Consider the following 21089-nt stretch of genomic DNA (forward strand, 5'->3'; position numbering starts at 1 on the left):
TCTGCCTCGCCTGTGGGGTTGCGCCTACGATAGCGCGCAGGGCCCGCCTAGTGTACGTGGGGCTCAGTGGACGTGGCCGCCCTCGCCGTGCACGTGGCCGTGCAGCACTTCCTCGACGCTCGCCTCGCGCACTTCGGTCACCTCGATCGCGAAATGCAGCGCGACGCCGGCCAGCGGATGGTTGCCGTCGACGGTCACCTCGTCGGCGTCCACGCGCGTGACGACCACCGACATCGGCCCCTGCGGGCCCTGCGCATGAAACTGCATGCCCGGTTCGATCGCGTCGACGCCCTGGAACGCCACGCGCGGCACGACCTGCACGAGGCCCGGGTGACGCTCGCCGTAGCCTTCGGCCGGGTCGACCACGACTTCGAAGCGGTCGCCGGCCGACTTGCCCGTCATCACTTTTTCCAGGCCCGGCACGATGTTGCCGGCGCCGTGCAGGTAGGTCAGCGGGCCGCGGCCGCTGGAGGAATCGATCACCTCGCCCTCGGCATTGGTCAGGGTGTAATGGAAGGAAGCGACGCAACGCTCGGCGATCTGCATGGGATTCTCACCAGATGGGGATGGGCCGGCGGGCGCCGGCGAACGCGCGAGCATGCGGGCTGTGCGGGCGATTTTCAACCGGATGCCGGCGCGGCCTCGGCTTCGGGATCGCGCGGCCCCCGCGCGAACGCCGCCTGCATTTTCGCATCGTCGCGCAGGCCTTCCCAGCGCGCGATCACCATCGTCGCCACGCCGTTGCCGATGAGGTTGGTGATGGCCCGCGCCTCGGACATGAAACGGTCGACGCCGAGCACCAGCGCGACGCCCTCGACCGGCACGCGCCCGCCGAGCGCGCCGAGCGTCGCCGCGAGCGTGACGAAGCCCGAGCCGGTGACGCCGGCGGCGCCCTTCGACGTCAGCAGCAGCACGGCGATCAAGGTGAGTTCCTCGCGCAGGGAGAGATCCACGCCGAGCGCCTGCGCGATGAAGATCGCGGCCATCGTGAGGTAGATGCACGTGCCGTCGAGGTTGAACGAGTAGCCGGTCGGCAGCACGAGACCGACGACCGAGCGGTCGCAGCCGGCCTGTTCGAGCCGCGTCAGCATGCGCGGCAGCGCCGACTCCGACGACGACGTGCCGAGCACCAGCAGCAGCTCGCCGCGGATGAAGACCAGAAATTTCCACAACGAGAAACCGGACAGGCGCGCGACCGCGCCGAGCACGACGAACACGAACAGCAGGCAGGTGAGGTAGACCGATGCGAGCAGCCAGGCGAGCGACGCAAGCGTGCCGAGCCCGAACTTGCCGATCGTGAACGCCATCGCGCCGAACGCGCCGATCGGCGCGAAGCGCATGATGATGCCGACGACGCCGAACAGCACGTCGCCCGTTTCCGACAGAAAGTCGAGCACGCGCCGGCCGGCCGCGCCGGCATGCGTCATCGCCGCGCCGAACAGCAGCGCGATCAGCAGCACCTGCAGCAGCTCGCCGTCGACGAACGCCGACACGAACGTGTTCGGAATGATGTGCAGCAGGAACGAGACGATGCCCTGCTCGGCCGCGGCCTTGCGGTAGCCCGCGACGGCGCTCGCGTCGAGTTCCGAGGCCTTCGCACCGAAGCCGGCGCCGGGTTCCGCGACGTTCGCGACGACGAGGCCGATCACGAGCGCCGCGGTCGTGAGCACTTCGAAATAGATCAGCGCCTTGAGTCCGATGCGCCCGACGTGGCGCAGGTCACCCATCTTGGCGATGCCGACGACGACCGTAAGAAAGATCACCGGCCCGATGATCATCTTGACGAGCTTGATGAAGCCGTCGCCGAGCGGCTTCATCGCCTCGCCGAACTCCGGCGTCGCGTGGCCGAGCACGATGCCGATCGCGATCGCGAACAGCACCTGGACGTAGAGGTTCTTCCACCACTGGCGCTGCATGCGTCGCTCCTCCCGCGGACGCGGTGACACTACCCAATGCCGAGCCGGAGCGGAACACCCCGCCCGCGCCGTATGATCGGCGTCCGCCGACCGCCGCCGACCGCCTCGTGCTGCCCGACACCGCCTTCGATCTCGCTGCCGCTTCCGCCTCGTTCGGCGTCACCGCGCTCAGCGCGGCGCTCGCCTGCGCCGCGGGCGACGGGCGCGCCGGACGCAGCCTCGCGGCGTTCTTCCTGTGCCTCGCGGCCAGCACGTTCGTCGGCATGGTGATGGTCGGCGCCGACACGTCGCTCGGCGCGGCGGGCATCCGCTGGGCGCGCACGATCAACATTCCGGCCGCTTATCTGCTCGGACCGCTCTTGTACCGCTACGTCGTCACGCTGCTGGCCGGTCCGCGCGCGATGCCGCCGATCCTGCGCTCGTGGCACGTGCTGCCGGCCGCGCTCGGCCTCGCGTTCGCGCTCGCCAACGCGATCGGCGCGCTCGACGAGACGCCGCTCGGCGCCGCGGTGCACCTGTTCGTGTTCCATGCGTGGGTGCTGCAGGGCGTCGCGTATCTCGTGCTCGCGGCATTGCGGCTGCGCGGCACGCGCGCGGCGCTCGAGGAGGTATCGGCCGACGAGGCGAACCTGCGGCTCGCGTGGCTGCGCGTGCTGGTGCCGGTGTTCGGCGCGCTCTGGCTCGTGCTCGGCGCCGACCGGCTGTTCACCGCGCTCGCCGCCGAGCGCTGGCGGCTGTTCGGTTTCGCGCTCGGCTGGGCCACGGTTTTCGCGGTGTACGCACTCGCGTGGTTCGGGCTGCGCCAGCGCATGCTGATGCCGGCCGAACTCGCGCCGCACTACGCGCCGGGCGCGGCGCCGCCGCCCGACGCGGCGAAAGACGCGCGCTACGAACGCTCGGGCCTGTCGACAGCCGAACTCGCGCAGATCGCCGCCGATCTCGAACGCGTCGTGCGCGACGAACGCCTGTACGCCGACAGCGCGCTCGACCTCGCGTCGCTGTCCGACCGCAGCGGCTGGCCGCCGAACTACATTTCGCAGGCGCTCAACCAGGCGCTCGGCCGCAACTTCTTCGAGTTCGTCAACGGTTTTCGCATCCGCGAAGCGGCGCGCTGCCTCGCCGATCCGGCCGACGGCCGCGCGATCCTCGACATCGCGATGGCCTGCGGCTTCGGCAGCAAGTCGACGTTCAACACCGTGTTCAAGCGCATGACGGGCGCCACGCCGAGCGACTACCGCCGGCGCGCGTTCGAGCCGGCCGGATCGGACGTCTGACCCGGCCAGTCCGGACGCGCGGGCGCACACGCCGCGCGAAGCTCGCGGCGTCACCATCGCTCCGAGGAAAACATGCGCCATCTGGGATTCGTACTCTGCCTCGCCGCCGGCAGCGCGAGCGCCGCCGCGCAACGCGAAGACGTCATGACGATACTCGGCAACGTCAGCGGCAAGCAGACCGTAACGCAGGGCCCCGCCGGCACGAACCGCGCGCACTTCCGCTACAACGACCGCGGCCGCGGCGACGACATCGTCGCCACGTGGAAGACCGACGCGAACGGCGTGCTCGTCGAGTACCGCGCGAAAGGCAACAACTATCTGAAGGCGCCGGTCGACGAGACCTACGCGCTCAAGAACGGCAAGGCGACATGGCGCTCGCTCGGCGAACGCGGCGAACGCGCGGTCGCCGCGCCGACGTTCTACGTGCCGGCCAATCCGCCGCCGGAACTGACCGGCGTGCTCGCACGCGCGCTGCTCAAGGCGCCCGACCGCCGCCTGCCGCTGCTGCCGGCCGGCGAGGCGAGCATCGCCGAAGCCGGCACGCTGCAGATCGACACCGCGGCCGGCAAACGCACGCTGACGCTGTATCGCATCAGCGGGCTCGATTTCGTCGCGACGTCCGTCTGGCTCGACGCCGACGGCACGACCGCGGCGCTCGTCAACGGCTGGGGCGGCGTCGCCGGCAAGGACGTCGCCGCGTCGGTCGAGGCGCTGACGCAGCGGCAGACAGCGGCGAACGCGCAATGGTCGGCGCAGCTCGCGCAGCGCGAAACGCACCGGCCCGCCGGCCCGCTCGTCATCCGCAACGCGCGCGTGTTCGATCCGCGCAGCCTGACCGCGACGACCGGCACGAGCGTGCTCGTCGTCGGCGAACGCATCGTGCGCGTCGCGCCGGACACCGAGGTCCAGGTGCCTGACGGCGCCGAGACGTTCGACGCGAACGGCCGCTTTCTGATGGCCGGACTGTGGGACGTGCACAAGCACTACGGCGATGCCGACGGCCTGCTCGACATCCTCGCGGGCATCACCAGCGCCCGCGATCTCGCCAACGACACCGAGGCGTTTCCCGAACGGGTCAGGCGTTTCGACGCCGGCACCGAAATCGGCCCGCGCGTGCTGATGGCCGGATTCATCGACGGCACCGGGCCGAACGCGGGTCCGACCAAGGCGCGCGTCGACAACGCGGCCGACGCGCTCAAGTGGGTCGACTGGTACGCCGACCACGGCTACGTGCAGATCAAGGTGTATTCGTCGCTCAGGCCCGAACTCGTGCCGATCATCGCCGACCGCGCGCACGCGCGCGGCCTGCGCCTCTCCGGCCACGTGCCGTCGAAGATGTCGGCGAAAACCTTCGTCGAAGCCGGCGCCGACGAAATCCAGCATTTCAATTTTATCTTCCTGAGCTTTTTGTATCCGCGCGTGCAGGAAACGCACGACATGACGCGCTTCACCGAAGTGGCGCAGCACGCGCGCGAATACCCGCCCGAGCGCGCCGAGGTGCGCGACCTCATCGCTTTCCTGAAGGCGCGCCACGTCGCGCTCGACCCGACGATTCACTTCTTCGAGGACATGTTTTCGGGCGACCCGACGAGCAAGGTGCCGGCGGCGCTCGCCGACGTCGCGCCGCGTCTGCCGCCGCAGGTGCAGCGCAACCTGTCGTGGGGCGCGCTGGTCGTGCCGAAGGGCCAGGAGGCGCAATACCGCGAGGCGTTCCCGGCGATGCTCAAGCTGCTCAAGGCGTTCCACGACGCCGGCATTCCGCTGATGCCCGGCTCCGACGCGCTCGCCGGCTATTCGCTGCAATACGAGCTGATGCTGTATGCAAAGGCCGGCATACCGAACGGCGAAGTGCTGCGCCTCGCCACGCTGACGCCCGCGCAGGTGCTCGGCGTCGCGGGCGACCGCGGCATGATCGCGCCGGGCAAGCTCGCCGACATGGTGCTGATCGACGGCGACCCGCTCGCGAACATGGCCGACATCCGCAAGGTCGCGCGCGTGTACAAAGGCGGCAGCTGGTTCGATCCGGCCGCGCTCGAACGCGCGCTCGGCATCTCGCCGCGACCGGCGCGATAACGCCACGACAAACCCAAGGAGACCTCGATGTCAGATTCGATCTTCGCCGGCCGCCGGCATTTTCTCGCCGCGACGGCCGCGCTGACCGCCGCCGCGGCCCTGCCCGCGGTCGCCGCCGCGGCGCGCACGACCCGCGCATGGCGCGGCTATCGCGACGCGATCGTCGTCGACACGCTGAGCGGCGGCCCGTCGAACGCCGACGCGACCGAACCGTACGCGACGCTCGACGCACGCGCGCTCGGCGAGGCGCGCGCGTCGGGCATGACCGCGTGCAACGTCACGGTCAGCGGCGTCGGCAGCTACGCCAACGACTACGCCGAAACGATCCGCGCGATCGCGTACTGGAACGGAGAGATCGCGGCGCACCCGGAGCACCTGTCGCTCGTGCGGCGCGCGGCGGATCTTGCCGACGCGAAGAAGACCGGCCGGCTCGGCCTGATCTACGGCTTTCAGGATGCGACGCCCTTCGGCGATGACGCCAAGCGCCTCGACGAGTTCTGGGGCCTCGGCGTGCGCGTGTTCCAGCTCACCTACAACCGGCGCAACCTCGTCGGCGACGGCTGCCTCGAACCCGGCAACGCGGGACTGTCGACGTTCGGCCTGGAACTCGTGGAAAAAATCAACGCGAAGCGCGGCCTCGTCGACCTGTCGCACAGCGGACAGCGGACCGCGCTCGAGGCGATCGCCGCGTCGAAGGCGCCGGTCGTCATCAGCCACACCGCCTGCGCCGCGCTCGTCGCGCGTCCGCGCAACAAGACCGACGAGGAGCTCAAAGCCGTGGCCGACAAGGGCGGCGTCGTCGGCATCTACCTGATGCCGTTCCTGCGCCTGGAAGGCCAGCCGATGGCGCAAGATCTGATCCGGCACATCGAGCACGCGGTGAAGGTATGCGGCGAGGACCACGTCGCGATCGGCACCGACGGCGTGCTGCCCGCGGTCGAAACGACGCCGGCATACCAGAAGATGTTCAAGGAGTTCGTCGCGCAGCGCATCGCGCGCGGCATCGCCGCGCCCGGCGAGAGCGTCGACGTCTACAACTTCGTGCCCGACCTCAATACGCCGGACCGGCTCGACACGCTGGCCGCGATGCTTTCCCAGCGCGGACATGCCGACGCGCGCATCGCGAAAATCGTCGGCGGCAATTTCGCGCGCGTGTTCGGCGAGGTGTGCGGATAAATCCACTCTCGTACAAACACGCAGAAGCCCAAAAACAAAAACCCCCGCGTGTCGCCACGCGGGGGTTTCGATCAAACCTTGCGGTTCGCTCGGGTCTTGCCGGCTATCAGGCGATCTGCACCTGGTCGGCCTGCATGCCCTTCTGGCCCTGGACGGCCACGAAGGTCACGCGCTGGCCTTCCTGCAGGGTGCGGAAGCCGGTGCCCTGGATCGCGCGGAAGTGCACGAACAGGTCCGGGCCGCTTTCCGGGGTGATGAAACCGAAACCCTTGGCGTCGTTGAACCACTTTACGGTGCCGGTCTGACGATTCGACATATCTAACTCCATGAAACAGATTGAAAAAATCACGACCACGGAACATCCGGGCCGAGACTGAGGTTGCAGGGAGCAAGCGGGCGAATCGATGAAGCGGATCGTCGGATCAACTGCACCAGGCCACGTTACCGTGACCCAAGCAAACACAGTGCGGCGAACGATACGCGTGTTTGTCGATCTTGCCAATAGGCAACCCTCAAAATTCGGGGTTAAGTGGTTCCAGCGCCCCTCAACGTTCGCCGCGCGCCCTCCACGACGTTCCCAAACCGCAACCGGGAACGGGTATGTTGTGCCCATCCTGCCGAACGGAGCCTGCCAAGATGCATACGGTACCGGTATGGACCGAAGACCGCCGCGAACTGTGGCGCCGCCTGTCCGAACACCCGATCGGCACCACCGGGTGCGATTTCGACTTCGCGGCGCGCCTGGCGCACGAGCACGGCTGGAGCGCCGACGTCGCCCGCGGGGCGATCGAGGAATATCGCCGCTTCTGCTTTCTCTCGATCGTCGCGGGACACGTCGTGACGCCGAGCGACGCCGTTGACGAAGTCTGGCATCTGCACCTCACCTACACGCGCGACTACTGGGAAACGTTCTGCCCGCACGTGCTCGGCGCGCCGCTGCACCACGAACCCACGCGCGGCGGACGCGACGAAAGCGCCAGGCACCGGCGGCAGTACGCGCAGACGCTCGCGGCGTATCAGGCCTGGTTCGGTGCGCCGCCCGAGAACTATTGGCCGCACGTCGCGCGCGCGTTCGGTGCCGGCAAGGCGTACCGGCGTGTCGACCTGAAAGCGGCGATCGTGCTGCCGCGCCCTCGCCTGCCGTCGCGCCGCGCCTGGGCGTTCGCCGCGGCCGGCGCCGCGCTGCTCGCGGTCGCGCCGCTGATCAAGGCGCAAAGCCTCGGGCCGCTCGACTGGAACGGGCCGTCGTTTCTCGGGTTCTACCTGCTGCTGCTCGTCGCCGGCGCCGTGCTCGCGATCGTGCTGCGCCGGCAGTTGCGCGACACCGGCGCGACGCACAACGCGGTCAATCTCGACCCGTGGCAGACGGCGTATCTCGCCGGCGGCGCGGCGCGCGCGGTCGACGCGAGCGTCGCCGAGCTCCTCGCGCGCAAGGTCGCGTACATGGACGTCGCGGACGACAAGTTCCACGTCGACAATCCGTCAGGCCTCGAACCGCCACTCGACATCGTCGCCCGCGAAGCGCGCAAACCCGTCGCGCTGAAACTGCTCGTCGTGAGGCTGCGCGCGGCGTTCGAACCGCTGCGCGCCAAGCTCGAACAGCGCGGCCTGGTACTGACCCGCGCGCAGGCGTGGCGCGTCGGCGCGCTGTCGGCGCTGCCGTTCGCGCTGACGGCGGCGCTCGGCATCGCCAAGATCATGATCGGCATCAGCCGCGACCGGCCGATCGCGTTTCTGGTGATCCTCGTGATCGTCACCGCCGTGATCGCCGTCGCGCTGTTCTTCAACCGGCCCGAACGCAGCGTCGCCGGCGACGCGGTACTCGCTTCGCTGCGCCAGCGCCACGCGCATGCCACGCGGGCACCGCGCGACAGCGACATCGGCCTTGCCGTCGCGCTCGCCGGCACCGCGGTGCTCAGCGGCACGGCGTTCGCGGCGTATCACGAAGTGCGCAACCCGCCGGGCAGCAGCGGCGACGGCGGAAGCGGCGGCAGCAGTTGCAGCAGCGGCGACGGCGGTGACGGCGGCGGGGGTGGCGGCTGCGGCGGTTGCGGGGGCGGCGGCGACTGAGCATGCGTGCGCCCGACGCGCGTCGGGCGTTTGCTCATCGACAGCGGCGAATCGGGGCTACGCGCTCAGGCGTTCGCGCTCGGCCAGATGCGCGTGCACGACGCGTACGTTGCGGCCGACTTCGGAGACCGCGCGCAACAACTCGTCGGTCGTGACGCCCCAGCGCGTCGCCCAGTAATTCACTTCCCACGTCGCGACGATATTGATCGTGTCGCAGATCCCGGCGGGGCCGGATTGGCTGGTCGTATTTCCGTACACGCTACACCTCGCTTCGATACGGCGGGATGGCGCCGCCGGGAGGCCCTGTGCGTCGAATTCTGCATGCGCCGCCGTGTGATTTCCGTTAAGCGCGAGAGGCCGTGCAACACCGCGTTCGCGGCGCGCGCAACCGGGCTCGGCGGCAGCCGGGAAATCGCAATACCAATGCACAATTACTTTTTTGCATCGCGCTCTTCCGGCAGCATCAGCACGCGCGCATCGAGCGGCTGCCAGCCGGCCGGCGGCGTGCGCGCGGCGCCGCGGCGATCGGCCTGGCGGCCGAACGCCTCCCATTCGCCGAACGCGATCGTGTCGTCGTACAGGCGCTCCGCATCGTTCGGCGCACCGAGCGCGCGCTCGCCGAGCCACACGTACTGCCGGCGCAGGTCGTAGGCCTCGGCGGCGAGCGGCGTGTTCGGATACAGACGCCGCACCATCGCGCTGCCGACCATCTTCGCGAGAATCGACGCGCGCGGTGCGCGCATCATGGTCTGCGCCAGCGTGCCGCACGCGTCGCGCAGGCCGGCGACCCGCGCGATCGCGGCGCCGTCCGGCCGGCACACGCGCACGACGTCGCCGTATACCGGCAACGGCGCGGCGTCGATCGCGCGCCGGCGCAGCGACGGCGCGACGTCGCGCTCTTCCACGAGCGCGCGCATCGGTTCGACGAGCGACGGCGGCGGTTCGGTCGCACGCGTCGCACCGCGCACGAGCGCGATGGACTCGCCGAGGTGGTCGTCGAACGCCGGCGCCTGCGCCGCGCGCCGCACGATCGCGGCGATGTCGTCGTCCGACGGCGCCGAGCCGCGCGGCGTGACGATCCAGTGCGCCCCGTTGTCCGGAAAGCGCTCGACGAGCCGTTCGCGGTATTCCGGGTGTTCGCACGGCAGCGGCTGCACATGGCACGCGAGCGCGGCGACGTACAACGCGTAGGCGTCGTCGCCGTACGAGGTATACAAAGCCGCCAGCGCAGATTCGTACACGTCGGATCCGTGTTCGCCGGCGCCGCGCGGCAGGCCGACGAGCGCCGCCGCGATCGTGCCGTCGCGCGTGCGCCCGGCAAACAGCCGCCTGACGGCACGTTCCCGATAGTCCGCGCCCATGCGGTCGACGATTTCGTCGAGCAGCGCGGTCACCGCCTCGGCCTTGCCGGCCTGCGCGAGCGCGACGCGAAACGCGGTCAACACTTCGCGCTGCGCGGCGGGATCGCCGGCGAGGTGCCGCTGCAGCCACGCCACCGCGTTGCCGGCGCTCGCCGCCTGCGCCGCGCGCGTGCCCTCGCCTTGCGGAAACGCGGCGGCCGTCAGGCCCGCCAGTTGCGCGGTGCGCGCCTGCTGCCTGGCCGCGTCCGCGCGCGCGGCTTCGGCGCGGCGCCACTGCGACGTCGTCGCGGCGAGGCCGGCGATCAGCATCGCGAACGCCAGCGCGACCGCGATCGCCGCCGCCGGGTGCTGCCGCACGCTGCGCCGCCAGCGCTCGTGCCATGCCGGCACGCGCACGCTCACCGCGTTGCCGTCGCGCCGGCGCGCGAGATCGGCGACGAGGTCGGCCGCGCTCGCGTAGCGCCGCGCCGGATCGGGCTCGAGGCAGCGGCGGCAGATCGCGTCGAGATCGGCGTCGGGCGCGTCGCCGCGCAACAGTTCGGCGAGCATCGCGCCGAGCGCGTAGACGTCGGTGCGGCGATCGAGCCGGCGCGCCGCGTCGTGCTGCTCCGGCGCCATGTACGCCGGCGTGCCCGACACGTCGCCGCCGTCGACGCCGCCGTCGGCGTCCATCGCGCGCGCGAGGCCGAAATCGGCGACGAGCGGCTCGCCGCGTTCGTCGAACAGCACGTTGCCGGGCTTGAGATCGAGGTGCAGCAGGCCCAGGCGATGCGCGTAGTCGACCGCCGAGCCGATCGTGACCATCAGCGCGATCGCCTCGTCGCGTTCGACGCGTCGCTCGTCGAGCCGCTGCGCAAGCGTCGCGCCGGCCAGCATCGGCATCGAAAAATAGTGCAACCCTTCAACGACATCGACCTCGTACACCGGCACGATGTTCGGATGGTTGAGCCGCGCGGCGGCGCGCGCTTCGGCGACGAACCGCGCGACCGCCGCGGCGTCGTTCGCGCCGCCGACGACGAACTTCAGCGCGACGTCGCGCGCGAGGCTCGCCTGGCGCGCGCGAAACACCACGCCCATGCCGCCGCGACCGAGGCGTTCGACGAGTTCGTAGTCGTCGAAGCGACGATCTTCGGGATCGTCGCTCGCGAGCGCCGCTTCGAGCTGCGCGGCGACGTCGTCGTGCGCGGCCACGCCGAGCTTGGCGGCGGCCGCCCAGTCGGTCATGCGTGCGCGCCGTCCGACGCCAGCGCGTCGCGCAGGGCCGCAAGGTCGGCGTCGGCCTGCGCGTCGTCGACGCACAGCTGCGTGAGGGCCGCGTGCACGGCCTTCTGGAAGCGCGCGCGCAGACGCTTCAACTGCACAGCGAGCGTGTTCGGCGCTATGCCGAGCCGCGCGGCGAGCGCTGCCAGTTCGCCGTGCGCGGGCGCTTCGGCGAGCCACGGCTCGAGCGCGGCGAACAGCTCGCCGCGGCCGTCGGCGTCGTACTCTGCGCCGAGCGTGCGCCACGCGCCGCGCGTCAGGCACAGCGCGAAGTCGAGATCGAACGCGCGTTCCGGCGTCGCGTCGCCGGCGGCGTCGAACGCGTCGGCGCCGCCTTGTTCGTAGCGTCGGTGCGCCGCGTCGCGCTGCTGCGCGGCGAACCGCGTCAACAGCGCGTACAGAAAGCGGCGGAATCCGCCGACGCCGGGATCGGCGCGCGACCACCAGCTTTCGCGAATCGAACGCAGCAGAAATTCCTGCGCGAGATCCTCGGCGTCGCGCGCGAGCGCGCCGCGCCGGAAGTACGCGACGATCGCCGGGCGATAGTCGCGCACGAGTTCGCCCCACGCCGCGCCGACGTCGCCGGCGGCGCGGTCGCTCGCGCGGATCAGGCTCCAGCGCGTGGTGGGAAAGGCCGGCATGCGCGGCAGTTTACGGCGACGGCGGCGCGGTGCGTTCCTCCGGCAGTTTCAGGAGATTCGGATCGCTCGGCGCCCACCCGGCCGGCGGCGTGCGCGAGCCGGTCTTGCGCTCGGCGGCGCGCTGCATCGCCTCCCACTCGCCGTGGCGCACGACGTCGTCCTGCAGCGCCTCGCGCTCGGCCGGCGACGCGTCGCGCAGCACCTCGCCCATCCAGGTGTAGTCGCGGCGCAGCGCCTGTGCGGCCGTGTCGTCCGGCGTGCCCGACGCGAGCCGCCGCACGATCGCGACGCCGACCATGCGCGCCAGGACCGCGCCGCCGCGATCGGCGACGAGATGCTTGCCGACCGCGAGACAGTCGCCTCGCAGCGCGGCGGCCGGCGCCTTGCACAGCGACACGACCGCGCCGAACGTCGGCAGCGGCACGGCGTCGATCGCCGCGCGGCGCTGTGCGCGCGCCGCGTCGTCGGCGGCCGGCAGCGCGTCGCGCACGATGCCGAACAACGCGCCGAGCCGCGAATCGGCATAGCGGGCGGAAGCCGCCGCGTGCAGCTGCGCCGCGTCGGGCGCGGCGCCGGCCGGCAACAGCAGATGGCCGATCGCCTCGTCGGGCGCGGCGCGCACGAGCGCGTCGTAGCGCGCGCGGTCGCACGCCGCGTCGCGCTGGCACGCCCACGCGAGCGCGAGCGCGGCGAGCGGATCGTTGCCGTAGCGCTGCGCCAGCCGCTCGCGCGCGGCGGCCGGCGGCGCGGCGCTCGCAAGACCCAGGAGCGTCGCGGCGATCAGGCTGTCGCGGTCGGTCTTGCCGGCGAGACGCGCGGTCTCGCGCTCGCGCCAGGCGGCGTCGGACAACGGCGCGGCACCGGCCGCGAACGCGGCGCCGAGCGCGAACACCGCGGTCCAGCGGACTTTCTTCGAAACGGTCATGCATGACTCCCCATCGGTTCGACGACCCGTCGCCGTCGTCTTGCCTATGCGGGCACCGCGCGAACGATGACACGCGCGGTTACGCATCCGACAGGCGCCGCGCGACGGCGCCGACGTCGCGCAGCGCCTTCTCGATCGCGGTGCTCCACGACAGCCCGCAGCCGACGCGCACGTGCCGCGCGTAGTCGCCGCGGTTCGAAAACAGGTGCCCCGGCAAGATGCCGACGCCCTTGGCGAGCGCCGCCTCGAACAGCGCCTGCCCGTCGATCGGCGGCGGCAGCTCGACCCACAGCGTCATGCCGCCGGCGGGCTCGCTCGCGCGCGTGCCTTCGGGCCAGTGGTCGAGCACGGCCTGCCGGTACGCCTGCGCGTTGCTCGCCAGCGCGCGCCGCAGGCGACGCAGGCCGCGTTCCAGATCGTGACGCGCGAAGAAATCGATCAGCGCGAGCTGCGGCAGCGTCGCGGTGGCGACGGTCGAGAAACTCTTGGTGCGCAGCAGCTCGGAACGGCGCCGGCCACCGAGCATCCAGCCCACGCGCAAACCCGGCGCGAGCATCTTCGAATACGAGCTGCAGGTGACGACGTGCTCGCCGTTGTCGTAGCGGCGCAGCGGCGACGGCCGCTCGCCCGAATACGCCAGTTCGCCGTAGAGATCGTCCTCGATGATGACCGTGCCGCGCGCCGCGCACGCCGCGACGATCGCGCGCTTGTCGTCTTCGTTCGTGACGCTGCCGAGCGGGTTGTTGAAATTGGGCACCAGCAGCGCCGCACGCACGGGATGGCGCTCGATCAGCTCGCGCAGCTGCGCCGCGTCGATGCCGCGGCCGGGCAGATTCGGCACTTCGAGCACGCGCAGGCCTTGCGCCGCGACCGCCTGCAGCAGTCCGTGGTACGTCGGCGTTTCGAGCACGACGACGTCGCCGGGCCGCGTGACCGTGCGCAGCGTCAGGCTGATCGCCTCGAGCGCACCGGCGGTGATCACGACTTCGTCGGGGTCGATCTCGACGCCGCATTGCGCGTAGCGCTGCGCGATGCGTTCGCGCAGCGCCGGCAGGCCCTGCGGCGACGTGTAGCTCAGCGCGGCGGCCGTGTCGCGCCGCATCGCGCGCGCGACCGACGCGGCGAGCGCGCCGGCCGGCAGCAGCGCGAGATCGGGCGTCGCCGCGTGCAGCGGCACGAGATCGCGCCGCGACTGCACGTCGAGCACGCCGAGCAGCGCCGGATTGCGCACCGGCATCGGCGCGCGCGACAGGTGCCGCGCGCGAGTTGCCGCCGGCACCGCCGCCGGCGCCGAGCGCACGTAGTAGCCCGATCGTTCGCGCGCTTCGACGAGCCCCTCGCGTTCGAGCTGCTGATACGCCTCGACCGCGGTCGCGAGGCTGATGCGCTGGTCGCGGCCGAGCCGGCGCAGCGACGGCAGACGTTCGCCGGCGCGCAGCACGCCGCGATGGATCTGGCGGCGCATGCGATCGGCGAGGCGTTCGTACAGCAGATCGCGGGTCATCGTGACTATCCGAATCTGTACCGGTCGAAATCGATACTAGCTGAATCTGTATCGGTCGGCTGCCGCGCCCTACCCTGAGCATCCCGTCAAGCCGCGTGCTCCGCCATGACCCTCGCAACGCCCGCCGAATCGCGCACCGCCCTGATCCAGCTCTTCGTCGCCGAACTCCTGATCGGTTCGGTCGGCGTCTTCGTGCACGAAAGCGGCCAGAATCCGATCACCGCCGTGCTGTTCCGCTGCGTGTTCGGCAGCTTGTTCCTGCTCGTCTGGGGCGGCGCGCGCGGACTGTTTCGCGGCCTCGCCGCCGAACGCGCGCTGATCCGCTCGGCGATCGTCAGCGGCGTGCTGCTGGTGCTCAACTGGGTCGCGCTGTTCGCCGGCATGGCGCGCTCGTCGATCGGCGTCGCGACGATGGTCTATCACTTCTTTCCGTTCGTCATACTGGGTCTCGCCGCGCTGTTCTACGGCGAACGCACGCGCGCGGCCGACATCGGCTGGACCGCCGTCGCGTTCGTCGGCGTGCTGTGTTCGGCCGATCCGTTGAAACTTCTGGCAAGCGCCGACGCCGGCTACCTCCTCGGCGTGGGCCTGACGTTCGTCGCGGCGGTGCTGTGCGGCGCGTCGCTGCTCTTGTCGCGGCGCATCAGCCGCGAGCGGCCGCTCGCGGTCGTCACGATCCAGTGCCTCGTCGGCGTCGTCATGCTCGCGCCGTTCGCCGACTATGCCGCCGTGTGGAAAACCGGTCCGCACTGGTTCTGGCTCGCCGGGCTCGGCCTGATCCACAGCGGCGTGTGCTACGTGCTGTTCTACTCGTCGTATCCGCGCCTGAAAGTGGGCACGATCGCGGTGCTCGCCTTCATCTATCCGGTGATCGCGCTCGCGCTCGACTACGCGCTGTACGGCCGCACGCTCGCGCCGGTGCAATGGGCCGGCGTGGCGCTGATCGTCGTCGGCACGCTCGGCGTGAACCTCAAGTGGCAGTGGCGGCGGCAGGTCGTCGCGCGGGTTTGAATACCGGAAGTCCGTCGACGCGGGCGGCAGGCGTCGCTACCGTGTCACACATCGCCATTACGGTTTTCGCCATGAAATCCCCGATGTCCGGCACCCGCGTGCAACGCGAATACCGCAACGACAAGGCGGTTTTCCTGTGGGGCTTCATGGCCGTGTGGCTCGCGATGCTCGTCGCGATGACTTACGTGGCCGTACGCGACGGGGGCATTCCGGGTTCGCGCTGGGGCGTGCCGGTGCTCGTGCTGTTCTGGCTCTTCGGCATCGGCGCGGCGCGCTGGGCGGCGACGTTTTCGCGCGTGCGGGTGACGCTCAGGGCCGACGGCGTGCTCGTGCGCGAACGCTTTCCGTTCCACGCGATCGAAAAACGCTACCGCTCGCGCGATCTCGCCGCGCCGCGCATCGACGAGAGCAAGGACGGCGACGGCGATCCTTACTTCAGCTGCGTGCTGGAACTGCCCGGCGGACGCCGCGTCGCCGTCGCCGAAAGCGGTCATCGGCCCGACGTGGAGGCGGCGCTCGACGCGTTGAAGGCGAGTCTGGCGAGCGTCAGGCGCGACTGACGCTATCGCTCGCCGACGTTCGACACCGCGTTGTAGATCACCGGCATTTTTCCCTGCCACGCGCGCCACGCGTCGCCGCCGGTCGCCAGCTCGGCCATGAAATGGGCGACGTTGATCCGGCTCGTCTTGCCGGGATCGAAGATCGCGCTTCGGATGGGCGAGGCATGCAACGCGTACTCGGTGACTTCGCCTTCGTCGATCAGCGAGTCCGGCCGCACCGCGCACCATTGGATCGCCGCGTCGTCCCGGCCGATCCGCGTACGCAGATAATCCGCCGCGTCCTCGTTGTCGGCGTGGGGCGGCAGCAGCCGGCGAAAAAGCCCGACGATGCATCGTTCGCCGAACGACACCGGCTCGTGCAGATCGCGGTTGCCGTTTCCGGCGGTGTTCATGAGCACGAACCTGACCGACTTTTCCGGCTTGCCGGCCTTGACGGCATCGCACAACCGGCGGACGGCGTCGGTCACCAACCGTCGCGGAGCCCCGAACATCCCCTTGAGGCTGAGCGTGTGCCCGAGGCACGAGGCCAGTGCGTCGCAGCCGTCGACATGCCCGGCCACCTGCGCGTCGCTCAGTTCGAGAATGCCGGCGCGAATCACCGACAGGTTTTCATGGTTCCCGACCGTCTCGATGAAACGGTCCGGCGAGCGAACCACTGCCCTTACGTTCTCGCCACGGTCGAGCAGCTGCTTCACGAGCAATCGACCGGTGGCGCCGCTGGCTCCAACCACAAGCGTCGTCATCTCGTTCCTTCGACCATGCGCGGGCGTTCCGTCACACGGTGCGCCGCTTGAGCACCGCGAACCAGAAGTGGCGAGCGTCGTCGATATGCCCCGCGCTGTCGAGACGCAGCGTCTTCTTCGTGACCGAGTCGAGCACGTTGGCGCCGACGACGTCGATCTCGCGAGCCCGTCTGGCAACGACGACGTCCGAGTGGCTCTCGTACGAACGCGTGCTGTCGAACAGCGCGGCGGCCCTGGGCGCGGTCATGTTCGTGCCGCGCGCACAGGCGACGATGTCGCCCACGTCCGGCTGGCCGCCGGCTTCGCCGAGCCGAAAGCCCCAGTAGGCCGCGCCGGCGTCGCCAGTCTTCCTCGCCTTCACGAAATGGCGGATGAACACCGAATGGCTTTGTGCAAAAGGAAACTCCGCGCGGCGAAAGCCGGCGCCCTGCATGATCGCCGACATGCCGACGGCCGACCAGAAATACCGGTCGTCCTGGATGTCGAGCAACGTCGGCGAACCGCCGCCGACCGAGCAATAGGCGTCGAGCACGTGCTGCGCAAAGGCTTCCTCGTCGTCGGTGTGGCCGATCGTCTTGCGATTTTCGGGTACGTGCCACGCGGAAGCGCCCCAGTGCGCCCATTCGCGGTTCGCCGATTCGACGATGGACTGAAGGGTGGCGGGCATGTCGTCCTCTCCCGGTTGGCGGTCTCGCACGGTTTCCTTTCCAGTGCGGCGAAGCCGGCGAATCTCGCATCGTCGATGCGTGCGCATCGAACGGCGGGCTCCGGTGCTAAGGTCGGCTTTCGGTAGACGAAATTCCCGCATGTCGCCCACACGACTCCCGCTTTCGCGATCGCAGATCCTCGACTTCCGGCGGCGCGTCGGTTCGCTTGACGAACGCCTGCCGGCCGGCGCGGCCTCGTTGCGCCGCGCCGCGTGGGCCGGCCTGCAGGATTCCATGCCGCGCGCCGCGCTGCTGTCGATGCACGCGCGCGTCGACGGCGTCGATCCAACGGCCTGGGAGCACGACTCCCTCGTGCAGCTGTGGGGGCCCCGGTTCCACAACTACGTCGTCGCCGCGAAAGACGTCGCCGTATTTTCGCTGGGACGCCTGCCCGACGACGCTCGCCGTCGCGCGCGGGCGCACGACCTCGCATCGCGACTGCACGCGCTGCTCGACGGCGGCGGCAGGCCGTTCGGCGAGGCGGGCCGCGCGTTGGGTGTCGTCCCCAACGGCCTGCGATACGCCGCCGCGACGGGAACGATCCTGATGCGCTGGGATGGCGCCAGACAACCGGTGATCCGGACCGTCACGGCGCCGGACGTCGATCCGGCAGACGCGCGCCTCGAACTCGCGCGGCGGTATCTCCATATCTTCGGCCCTGTCACCGCGGCGTCGTTCGCGGAATGGGCGGGCATCCACCCTGCCGAGGCGCGCGCGGCGTTCGCGATCCTCGCCGACGAACTCGTACCGGTGCTTGCGCCGATCGGCGACGCGGCGATTCTCGCGAGCGACGAGGCGGCTTTCCGGCTGCCGTCGTCGTCACCCGCGCCTGCCCGGCTGCTGCCGAGCGGCGACGCGTATTACCTGCTGTGGGGTCGCGACCGCGAGCTGCTCGTACCCGACTCAGGGCAGCGCAACGCATTGTGGACATCCCGCGTATGGCCCGGCGCACTGCTCGTGAACGGCGACATCGTCGGCACGTGGCGACGGACGGGGGCCGTCGTTACGGCGGAGCCCTGGCGTCGGTTGTCACCACCCGAACGCGAGGCCGTCGAGGCCGAAGCGCAAACCCTGCCGTTGCCGGATGCGGACGGCGCGATTGCCGTTCGCTGGCAACGAGGGGATGCGCGCGCCTGACGATACGTTTTCATGGCGCTCCCGGACGGGAGTCGGACCGGAAACGACAACGGCGACGGCACCGCCGTCGGATTCGCGCGCGAGCGCCGCGAGCGAACGTCACGACGCCTGGAACGGCAGCGGCTTGAGCGAAGCGGCCTTGAGATGGAACCAGCGCGGGCCTTCGGGCCATTTTTCGGGCGTGTCGAGGCGCCGGTCGGCCTGCTTGCCGATGATGAGATGGTGTGTCTGTCCGACGACGAACGCTTCGAGATCGCCGGCTTTTGCGCCGAACGTCGCTCTGGGCATCTCGATACAGGGAACGACGACATTGATCCGTTTTCCGTTCAACGCCGCAGGCCCTTCGACGACGAGATACGTCGCGGTCGTTCCGACGAGCATGACGCCGCAGCCGGCCTGCCCGGGCTCCACGGACACGAGCTTGGCGACGACGCGCCCTTCGTCGGACTGCCGCGCCACGGCGTCGGCATGGAAGACGGCAAGCGGCAGGAGCAGTGCGGCAAGTACGCGCATGTTCGACGGTCTCCTCGACAGGGGCGTCGGCACCGCCGATGCGGGCGCCGCCGGTGCCGAATCATAGTCCCGGCGACACCGGGCAACGACGACTTCGACGGCGTCGCGTCAGTCGCCGTTCGGTTTTGCCGCGAGAACGAATCGCCGCAACTGATGGGCCGCACCGAAGCACTCGGCATGGGCTTCCGGCAACACCTCGTCGGCTCGGGAACCGACGATGCCGGCGACGCGCTCGACCGTCGGGTCGAGTTCAAGGTGGTGCAGTGTCGGCAGGTCTGCGTAGCAAACGGGACAACCGCCGAACACCGACCGGACGACGGCCTGCTGCGATCGTGAGACGAATCGTCGATTGGTGCCCCGGGCCGGACTCGAACCGGCATGACGGTTGCCCGTCGACGGATTTTAAGTCCGTTGCGTCTACCGGTTTCGCCACCGGGGCAGAACGCGCGGCGATGTCGTGCGCGGCGGCGCGGCATCGTCGCGAAAGCATGCGGCAATCGTTGCGAAAGCGAAAGACGTCTCCGTCGCGCAAAAAAAAAGCCCCGGCCATGCCGGGGCTTTGGTGTAGCGTGGAGCGGGAAACGAGACTCGAACTCGCGACCCCGACCTTGGCAAGGTCGTGCTCTACCAACTGAGCTATTCCCGCACCGTGTTGCGATCTGCCGGAAGCGCAGCGCGTCGTCGTTGTTCGTACGACGCGCCGTCCGGGGGCGCGCATCATACACGAACGATCCGTGATGTCACTACCCCTGCGCGTGCAATCCGGCGTCGATCGTTCGTCGCCGCGCGACCGTGTCTTTGCTTCGACGACGGCTGTGTGCTCGGACCGGCACGTGCTCGGCTAGCATCGACAGCGCGCTGCGATCGTCTCGAACCGGAAGCCTTGCATGAATCGATGGATCAACAAGATCGCCGGACACGTCGGCGTTGCGCTGATGTTCGGCTGCGGCGTCGTCGCCTGGGCGTTGTGCGCGTCGTGGTACGGCGGCCGGTCGCCGAACCTGGCGATGGGCGTGCTGCTCGTGATTGCGCTGGTGTCTGCGGCGATCGTCGTCCATGAGCTCGGCCACTATGCAGGCGCGCGTCTGGCGGGCATGACCGTGCTGATCGTGAACGTGCTCGGCCTGGAGGCGCATGCGCAACGCCGCGGATGGCGAATGCTGCTGCCGCGCAGACGATTGACGGGCATCTCGGGCTACGTGTTCGCCTCGCCGTCGCCGAATCGGCCGATGCGTCCGCAGATGCTCGTGCTGATCGCCGGCGGACCGGCGGCCAATTTTCTGATCGCTGCGGCGTGCGGCATCGTGGGATGGCTCGTGTTTCCGGGGCCGGAAGGCCGGCTGCTGCTCGCGTTCGCAACGCTCAACGCGGGTTTCTGCGTGGTCAACCTGATACCGCGCCAGACCCCGATGCCGAGCGACGGCCTGTCGCTGTACACGTGGTTGCGCGGCGTCGACGAGAACGCGCCCGACCTCGCCTTCACGCGCATCCTCGCGCGCTCGATCGCCGGTCAAACGGCCGATGAAATCGCCGGCGACGAACTGGCGGCGTTGGATTCCCTTCCTGCACAATTCCCCATAATCTCTTTGTGGTTTCGCTTCAGGGCGGACCAGAATCGCGGCGACTGGCAATCGGCCGTTGCGCATGCCGATACGCTCGGCGCGCTCGTCAAGGCGCTCGATCCGGCGGTGAGAACGGCAATCTCGGAATTCCTGGCGCTGTTTCGCATGGAGCTTGCGTTCTCGCGCGCGATGCTGACCGGCGACGCGGCGTGGCTGGAAAACGGTCGCCTGACGCCGAAATTGCTGAAGTCGTCGCCGTGGTTGTTGCCGCGTTGCGAGGCGCTCAAGGCGACGTTGCGGGGGGATGAGCGCCGATGTGCGGAATTGCTCGAGATATCGAGGCGGTATGCCGACAACTCGGTCGAGGCAGCGGTGGGGCGTAGCGAGGCGCGTCTGCGGGAATATGTGGCGACTTCTCGCAAAAGCTGACGGGCCGTAGCGGGAACGCGACGCCTGTTCGTGAATTTTTCTTAGAAAATTCAATCTAACGACGAGCGAGACGCGCCCCGTTCAAAGAAGCCCCGCGCTGCGGCCTTTGCCTCGTGCGAGGCATGGAAGCTGGATACCGGCCTGCGCCGGTATGACGCGCTGGAAAGAACGGCGCGAGCTTCATGGGCGATCCGGCGACACCGCCGATCCCGAATCCCACCCAACAA

20 protein-coding genes and 2 tRNA genes are annotated in these 21089 nt (G+C 69.8%); 9 read left to right on the forward strand and 13 right to left on the reverse strand.

Features of this window, described 5'->3' with window-relative positions; translation table 11 throughout:
• Window positions 1-63: 63 nt before the first annotated feature.
• Window positions 64-546 carry an FKBP-type peptidyl-prolyl cis-trans isomerase gene (locus tag OD750_RS07150; protein ID WP_263543817.1) on the reverse strand — a complete coding sequence of 161 codons (483 nt, stop codon included), beginning with the start codon at window positions 544-546 and terminating at the stop codon, window positions 64-66.
• Window positions 547-620: 74 nt separating this feature from the next.
• Window positions 621-1916, reverse strand: coding sequence for a dicarboxylate/amino acid:cation symporter (locus OD750_RS07155; protein WP_263543818.1), 1296 nt, complete (start codon window positions 1914-1916; stop codon window positions 621-623).
• A 23-nt stretch (window positions 1917-1939) separates the two neighbouring features.
• Here OD750_RS07155 and OD750_RS07160 point away from each other — a divergent pair, with 23 nt between their 5' ends.
• The 3 genes from OD750_RS07160 (at window position 1940) to OD750_RS07170 (ending at window position 6439) form a co-directional block, all read left to right on the forward strand.
• On the forward strand, window positions 1940-3190 hold the full coding sequence (locus OD750_RS07160) for a helix-turn-helix transcriptional regulator (protein ID WP_263543819.1): 1251 nt from the start codon (window positions 1940-1942) through the stop codon (window positions 3188-3190).
• 72 nt (window positions 3191-3262) lie between these two features.
• Window positions 3263-5263: an amidohydrolase family protein gene (locus OD750_RS07165; protein WP_263543820.1), complete on the forward strand. Its 2001-nt coding sequence runs from the start codon at window positions 3263-3265 to the stop codon at window positions 5261-5263.
• A 27-nt stretch (window positions 5264-5290) separates the two neighbouring features.
• Window positions 5291-6439 (forward strand): dipeptidase, encoded by a 1149-nt coding sequence (locus tag OD750_RS07170; RefSeq protein ID WP_263543821.1) that lies wholly within the window; start codon window positions 5291-5293, stop codon window positions 6437-6439.
• 106 nt (window positions 6440-6545) lie between these two features.
• Here OD750_RS07170 and OD750_RS07175 read toward each other — a convergent pair whose 3' ends face one another.
• Window positions 6546-6755, reverse strand: a complete 210-nt coding sequence (locus tag OD750_RS07175) for a cold-shock protein (protein WP_263543822.1) — start codon at window positions 6753-6755, stop codon at window positions 6546-6548.
• Between the two features lie 320 nt (window positions 6756-7075).
• Between OD750_RS07175 and OD750_RS07180 the strand changes: the two genes are divergently transcribed.
• On the forward strand, window positions 7076-8509 hold the full coding sequence (locus tag OD750_RS07180) for a TIGR04222 domain-containing membrane protein (protein WP_263543823.1): 1434 nt from the start codon (window positions 7076-7078) through the stop codon (window positions 8507-8509).
• A 57-nt stretch (window positions 8510-8566) separates the two neighbouring features.
• Here the strand turns inward: OD750_RS07180 and OD750_RS07185 are convergent, their stop codons facing one another.
• From OD750_RS07185 to OD750_RS07205, 5 genes are all read right to left on the reverse strand, one after another.
• The gene (locus OD750_RS07185) at window positions 8567-8767 is read right to left on the reverse strand and encodes a DUF3606 domain-containing protein (RefSeq protein WP_263543824.1); all 201 of its coding nucleotides are present in this window, start codon (window positions 8765-8767) and stop codon (window positions 8567-8569) included.
• A gap of 173 nt (window positions 8768-8940) precedes the next feature.
• Complete coding sequence (locus tag OD750_RS07190) at window positions 8941-11094, reverse strand: serine/threonine-protein kinase (protein ID WP_263543825.1); 2154 nt, start codon at window positions 11092-11094, stop codon at window positions 8941-8943.
• Window positions 11091-11771: an RNA polymerase sigma factor gene (locus OD750_RS07195; RefSeq protein ID WP_263543826.1), complete on the reverse strand. Its 681-nt coding sequence runs from the start codon at window positions 11769-11771 to the stop codon at window positions 11091-11093. Before OD750_RS07195 ends, OD750_RS07190 begins: the two co-directional genes overlap by 4 nt.
• Before the next feature lie 10 nt (window positions 11772-11781).
• Window positions 11782-12696 (reverse strand): hypothetical protein, encoded by a 915-nt coding sequence (locus OD750_RS07200; RefSeq protein WP_263543827.1) that lies wholly within the window; start codon window positions 12694-12696, stop codon window positions 11782-11784.
• Window positions 12697-12775: 79 nt separating this feature from the next.
• A complete protein-coding gene (locus tag OD750_RS07205; protein WP_263543828.1) occupies window positions 12776-14200 on the reverse strand; it encodes an aminotransferase-like domain-containing protein in 1425 nt (474 codons plus the stop codon).
• Between the two features lie 105 nt (window positions 14201-14305).
• On the opposite strand from OD750_RS07205, the gene OD750_RS07210 reads away from it, so the two are divergent.
• Window positions 14306-15211, forward strand: coding sequence for a DMT family transporter (locus OD750_RS07210; protein ID WP_263543829.1), 906 nt, complete (start codon window positions 14306-14308; stop codon window positions 15209-15211).
• Window positions 15212-15294: 83 nt separating this feature from the next.
• Window positions 15295-15771, forward strand: a complete 477-nt coding sequence (locus tag OD750_RS07215) for a hypothetical protein (RefSeq protein WP_263543830.1) — start codon at window positions 15295-15297, stop codon at window positions 15769-15771.
• A 2-nt stretch (window positions 15772-15773) separates the two neighbouring features.
• On the opposite strand, the gene OD750_RS07220 is transcribed toward OD750_RS07215, so the two are convergent.
• On the reverse strand, window positions 15774-16514 hold the full coding sequence (locus tag OD750_RS07220) for an NAD(P)-dependent oxidoreductase (RefSeq protein WP_263543831.1): 741 nt from the start codon (window positions 16512-16514) through the stop codon (window positions 15774-15776).
• 31 nt (window positions 16515-16545) lie between these two features.
• Window positions 16546-17181, reverse strand: a complete 636-nt coding sequence (locus tag OD750_RS07225; RefSeq protein ID WP_263543832.1) for a DUF2272 domain-containing protein — start codon at window positions 17179-17181, stop codon at window positions 16546-16548.
• A 79-nt stretch (window positions 17182-17260) separates the two neighbouring features.
• On the opposite strand from OD750_RS07225, the gene OD750_RS07230 reads away from it, so the two are divergent.
• Window positions 17261-18358 carry a DNA glycosylase AlkZ-like family protein gene (locus tag OD750_RS07230; protein WP_263543833.1) on the forward strand — a complete coding sequence of 366 codons (1098 nt, stop codon included), beginning with the start codon at window positions 17261-17263 and terminating at the stop codon, window positions 18356-18358.
• Between the two features lie 99 nt (window positions 18359-18457).
• On the opposite strand, the gene OD750_RS07235 is transcribed toward OD750_RS07230, so the two are convergent.
• A complete protein-coding gene (locus tag OD750_RS07235; RefSeq protein ID WP_263543834.1) occupies window positions 18458-18871 on the reverse strand; it encodes a hypothetical protein in 414 nt (137 codons plus the stop codon).
• Between the two features lie 153 nt (window positions 18872-19024).
• On the opposite strand from OD750_RS07235, the gene OD750_RS07240 reads away from it, so the two are divergent.
• On the forward strand, window positions 19025-19207 hold the full coding sequence (locus OD750_RS07240) for a hypothetical protein (protein ID WP_263543835.1): 183 nt from the start codon (window positions 19025-19027) through the stop codon (window positions 19205-19207).
• 14 nt (window positions 19208-19221) lie between these two features.
• Here OD750_RS07240 and OD750_RS07245 read toward each other — a convergent pair.
• A tRNA-Leu gene (locus tag OD750_RS07245) sits at window positions 19222-19310 on the reverse strand.
• A gap of 131 nt (window positions 19311-19441) precedes the next feature.
• Window positions 19442-19517: transfer RNA gene (locus OD750_RS07250), tRNA-Gly, on the reverse strand.
• A gap of 361 nt (window positions 19518-19878) precedes the next feature.
• Between OD750_RS07250 and OD750_RS07255 the strand changes: the two genes are divergently transcribed.
• Entirely contained in the window at window positions 19879-20862 is a 984-nt protein-coding gene (locus OD750_RS07255) for a M50 family metallopeptidase (protein WP_263543836.1), read from the forward strand.
• Window positions 20863-21089: the final 227 nt, after the last annotated feature.

This window comes from Tahibacter soli, assembly GCF_025717065.2.
GTDB lineage: Bacteria > Pseudomonadota > Gammaproteobacteria > Xanthomonadales > Rhodanobacteraceae > Tahibacter > Tahibacter soli.

Excerpts from the sequence above, each read along its gene's own strand:
- OD750_RS07210 (WP_263543829.1), top strand. The coding sequence starts at position 14,306 with ATGACCCTCGCAACGCCCGCCGAATCGCGCACCGCCCTGATCCAGCTC.
- OD750_RS07225 (WP_263543832.1), bottom strand. The coding sequence starts at position 17,181 with ATGCCCGCCACCCTTCAGTCCATCGTCGAATCGGCGAACCGCGAATGG.
- OD750_RS07220 (WP_263543831.1), bottom strand. The coding sequence starts at position 16,514 with ATGACGACGCTTGTGGTTGGAGCCAGCGGCGCCACCGGTCGATTGCTC.
- OD750_RS07150 (WP_263543817.1), bottom strand. The coding sequence starts at position 546 with ATGCAGATCGCCGAGCGTTGCGTCGCTTCCTTCCATTACACCCTGACC.
- OD750_RS07240 (WP_263543835.1), top strand. The coding sequence starts at position 19,025 with ATGGGCCGCACCGAAGCACTCGGCATGGGCTTCCGGCAACACCTCGTC.
- OD750_RS07170 (WP_263543821.1), top strand. The coding sequence starts at position 5,291 with ATGTCAGATTCGATCTTCGCCGGCCGCCGGCATTTTCTCGCCGCGACG.
- OD750_RS07200 (WP_263543827.1), bottom strand. The coding sequence starts at position 12,696 with ATGACCGTTTCGAAGAAAGTCCGCTGGACCGCGGTGTTCGCGCTCGGC.
- OD750_RS07255 (WP_263543836.1), top strand. The coding sequence starts at position 19,879 with ATGGGCGTGCTGCTCGTGATTGCGCTGGTGTCTGCGGCGATCGTCGTC.
- OD750_RS07175 (WP_263543822.1), bottom strand. The coding sequence starts at position 6,755 with ATGTCGAATCGTCAGACCGGCACCGTAAAGTGGTTCAACGACGCCAAG.
- OD750_RS07165 (WP_263543820.1), top strand. The coding sequence starts at position 3,263 with ATGCGCCATCTGGGATTCGTACTCTGCCTCGCCGCCGGCAGCGCGAGC.
- OD750_RS07190 (WP_263543825.1), bottom strand. The coding sequence starts at position 11,094 with ATGACCGACTGGGCGGCCGCCGCCAAGCTCGGCGTGGCCGCGCACGAC.
- OD750_RS07235 (WP_263543834.1), bottom strand. The coding sequence starts at position 18,871 with ATGCGCGTACTTGCCGCACTGCTCCTGCCGCTTGCCGTCTTCCATGCC.
- OD750_RS07215 (WP_263543830.1), top strand. The coding sequence starts at position 15,295 with ATGTCCGGCACCCGCGTGCAACGCGAATACCGCAACGACAAGGCGGTT.
- OD750_RS07205 (WP_263543828.1), bottom strand. The coding sequence starts at position 14,200 with ATGACCCGCGATCTGCTGTACGAACGCCTCGCCGATCGCATGCGCCGC.
- OD750_RS07195 (WP_263543826.1), bottom strand. The coding sequence starts at position 11,771 with ATGCCGGCCTTTCCCACCACGCGCTGGAGCCTGATCCGCGCGAGCGAC.
- OD750_RS07180 (WP_263543823.1), top strand. The coding sequence starts at position 7,076 with ATGCATACGGTACCGGTATGGACCGAAGACCGCCGCGAACTGTGGCGC.
- OD750_RS07155 (WP_263543818.1), bottom strand. The coding sequence starts at position 1,916 with ATGCAGCGCCAGTGGTGGAAGAACCTCTACGTCCAGGTGCTGTTCGCG.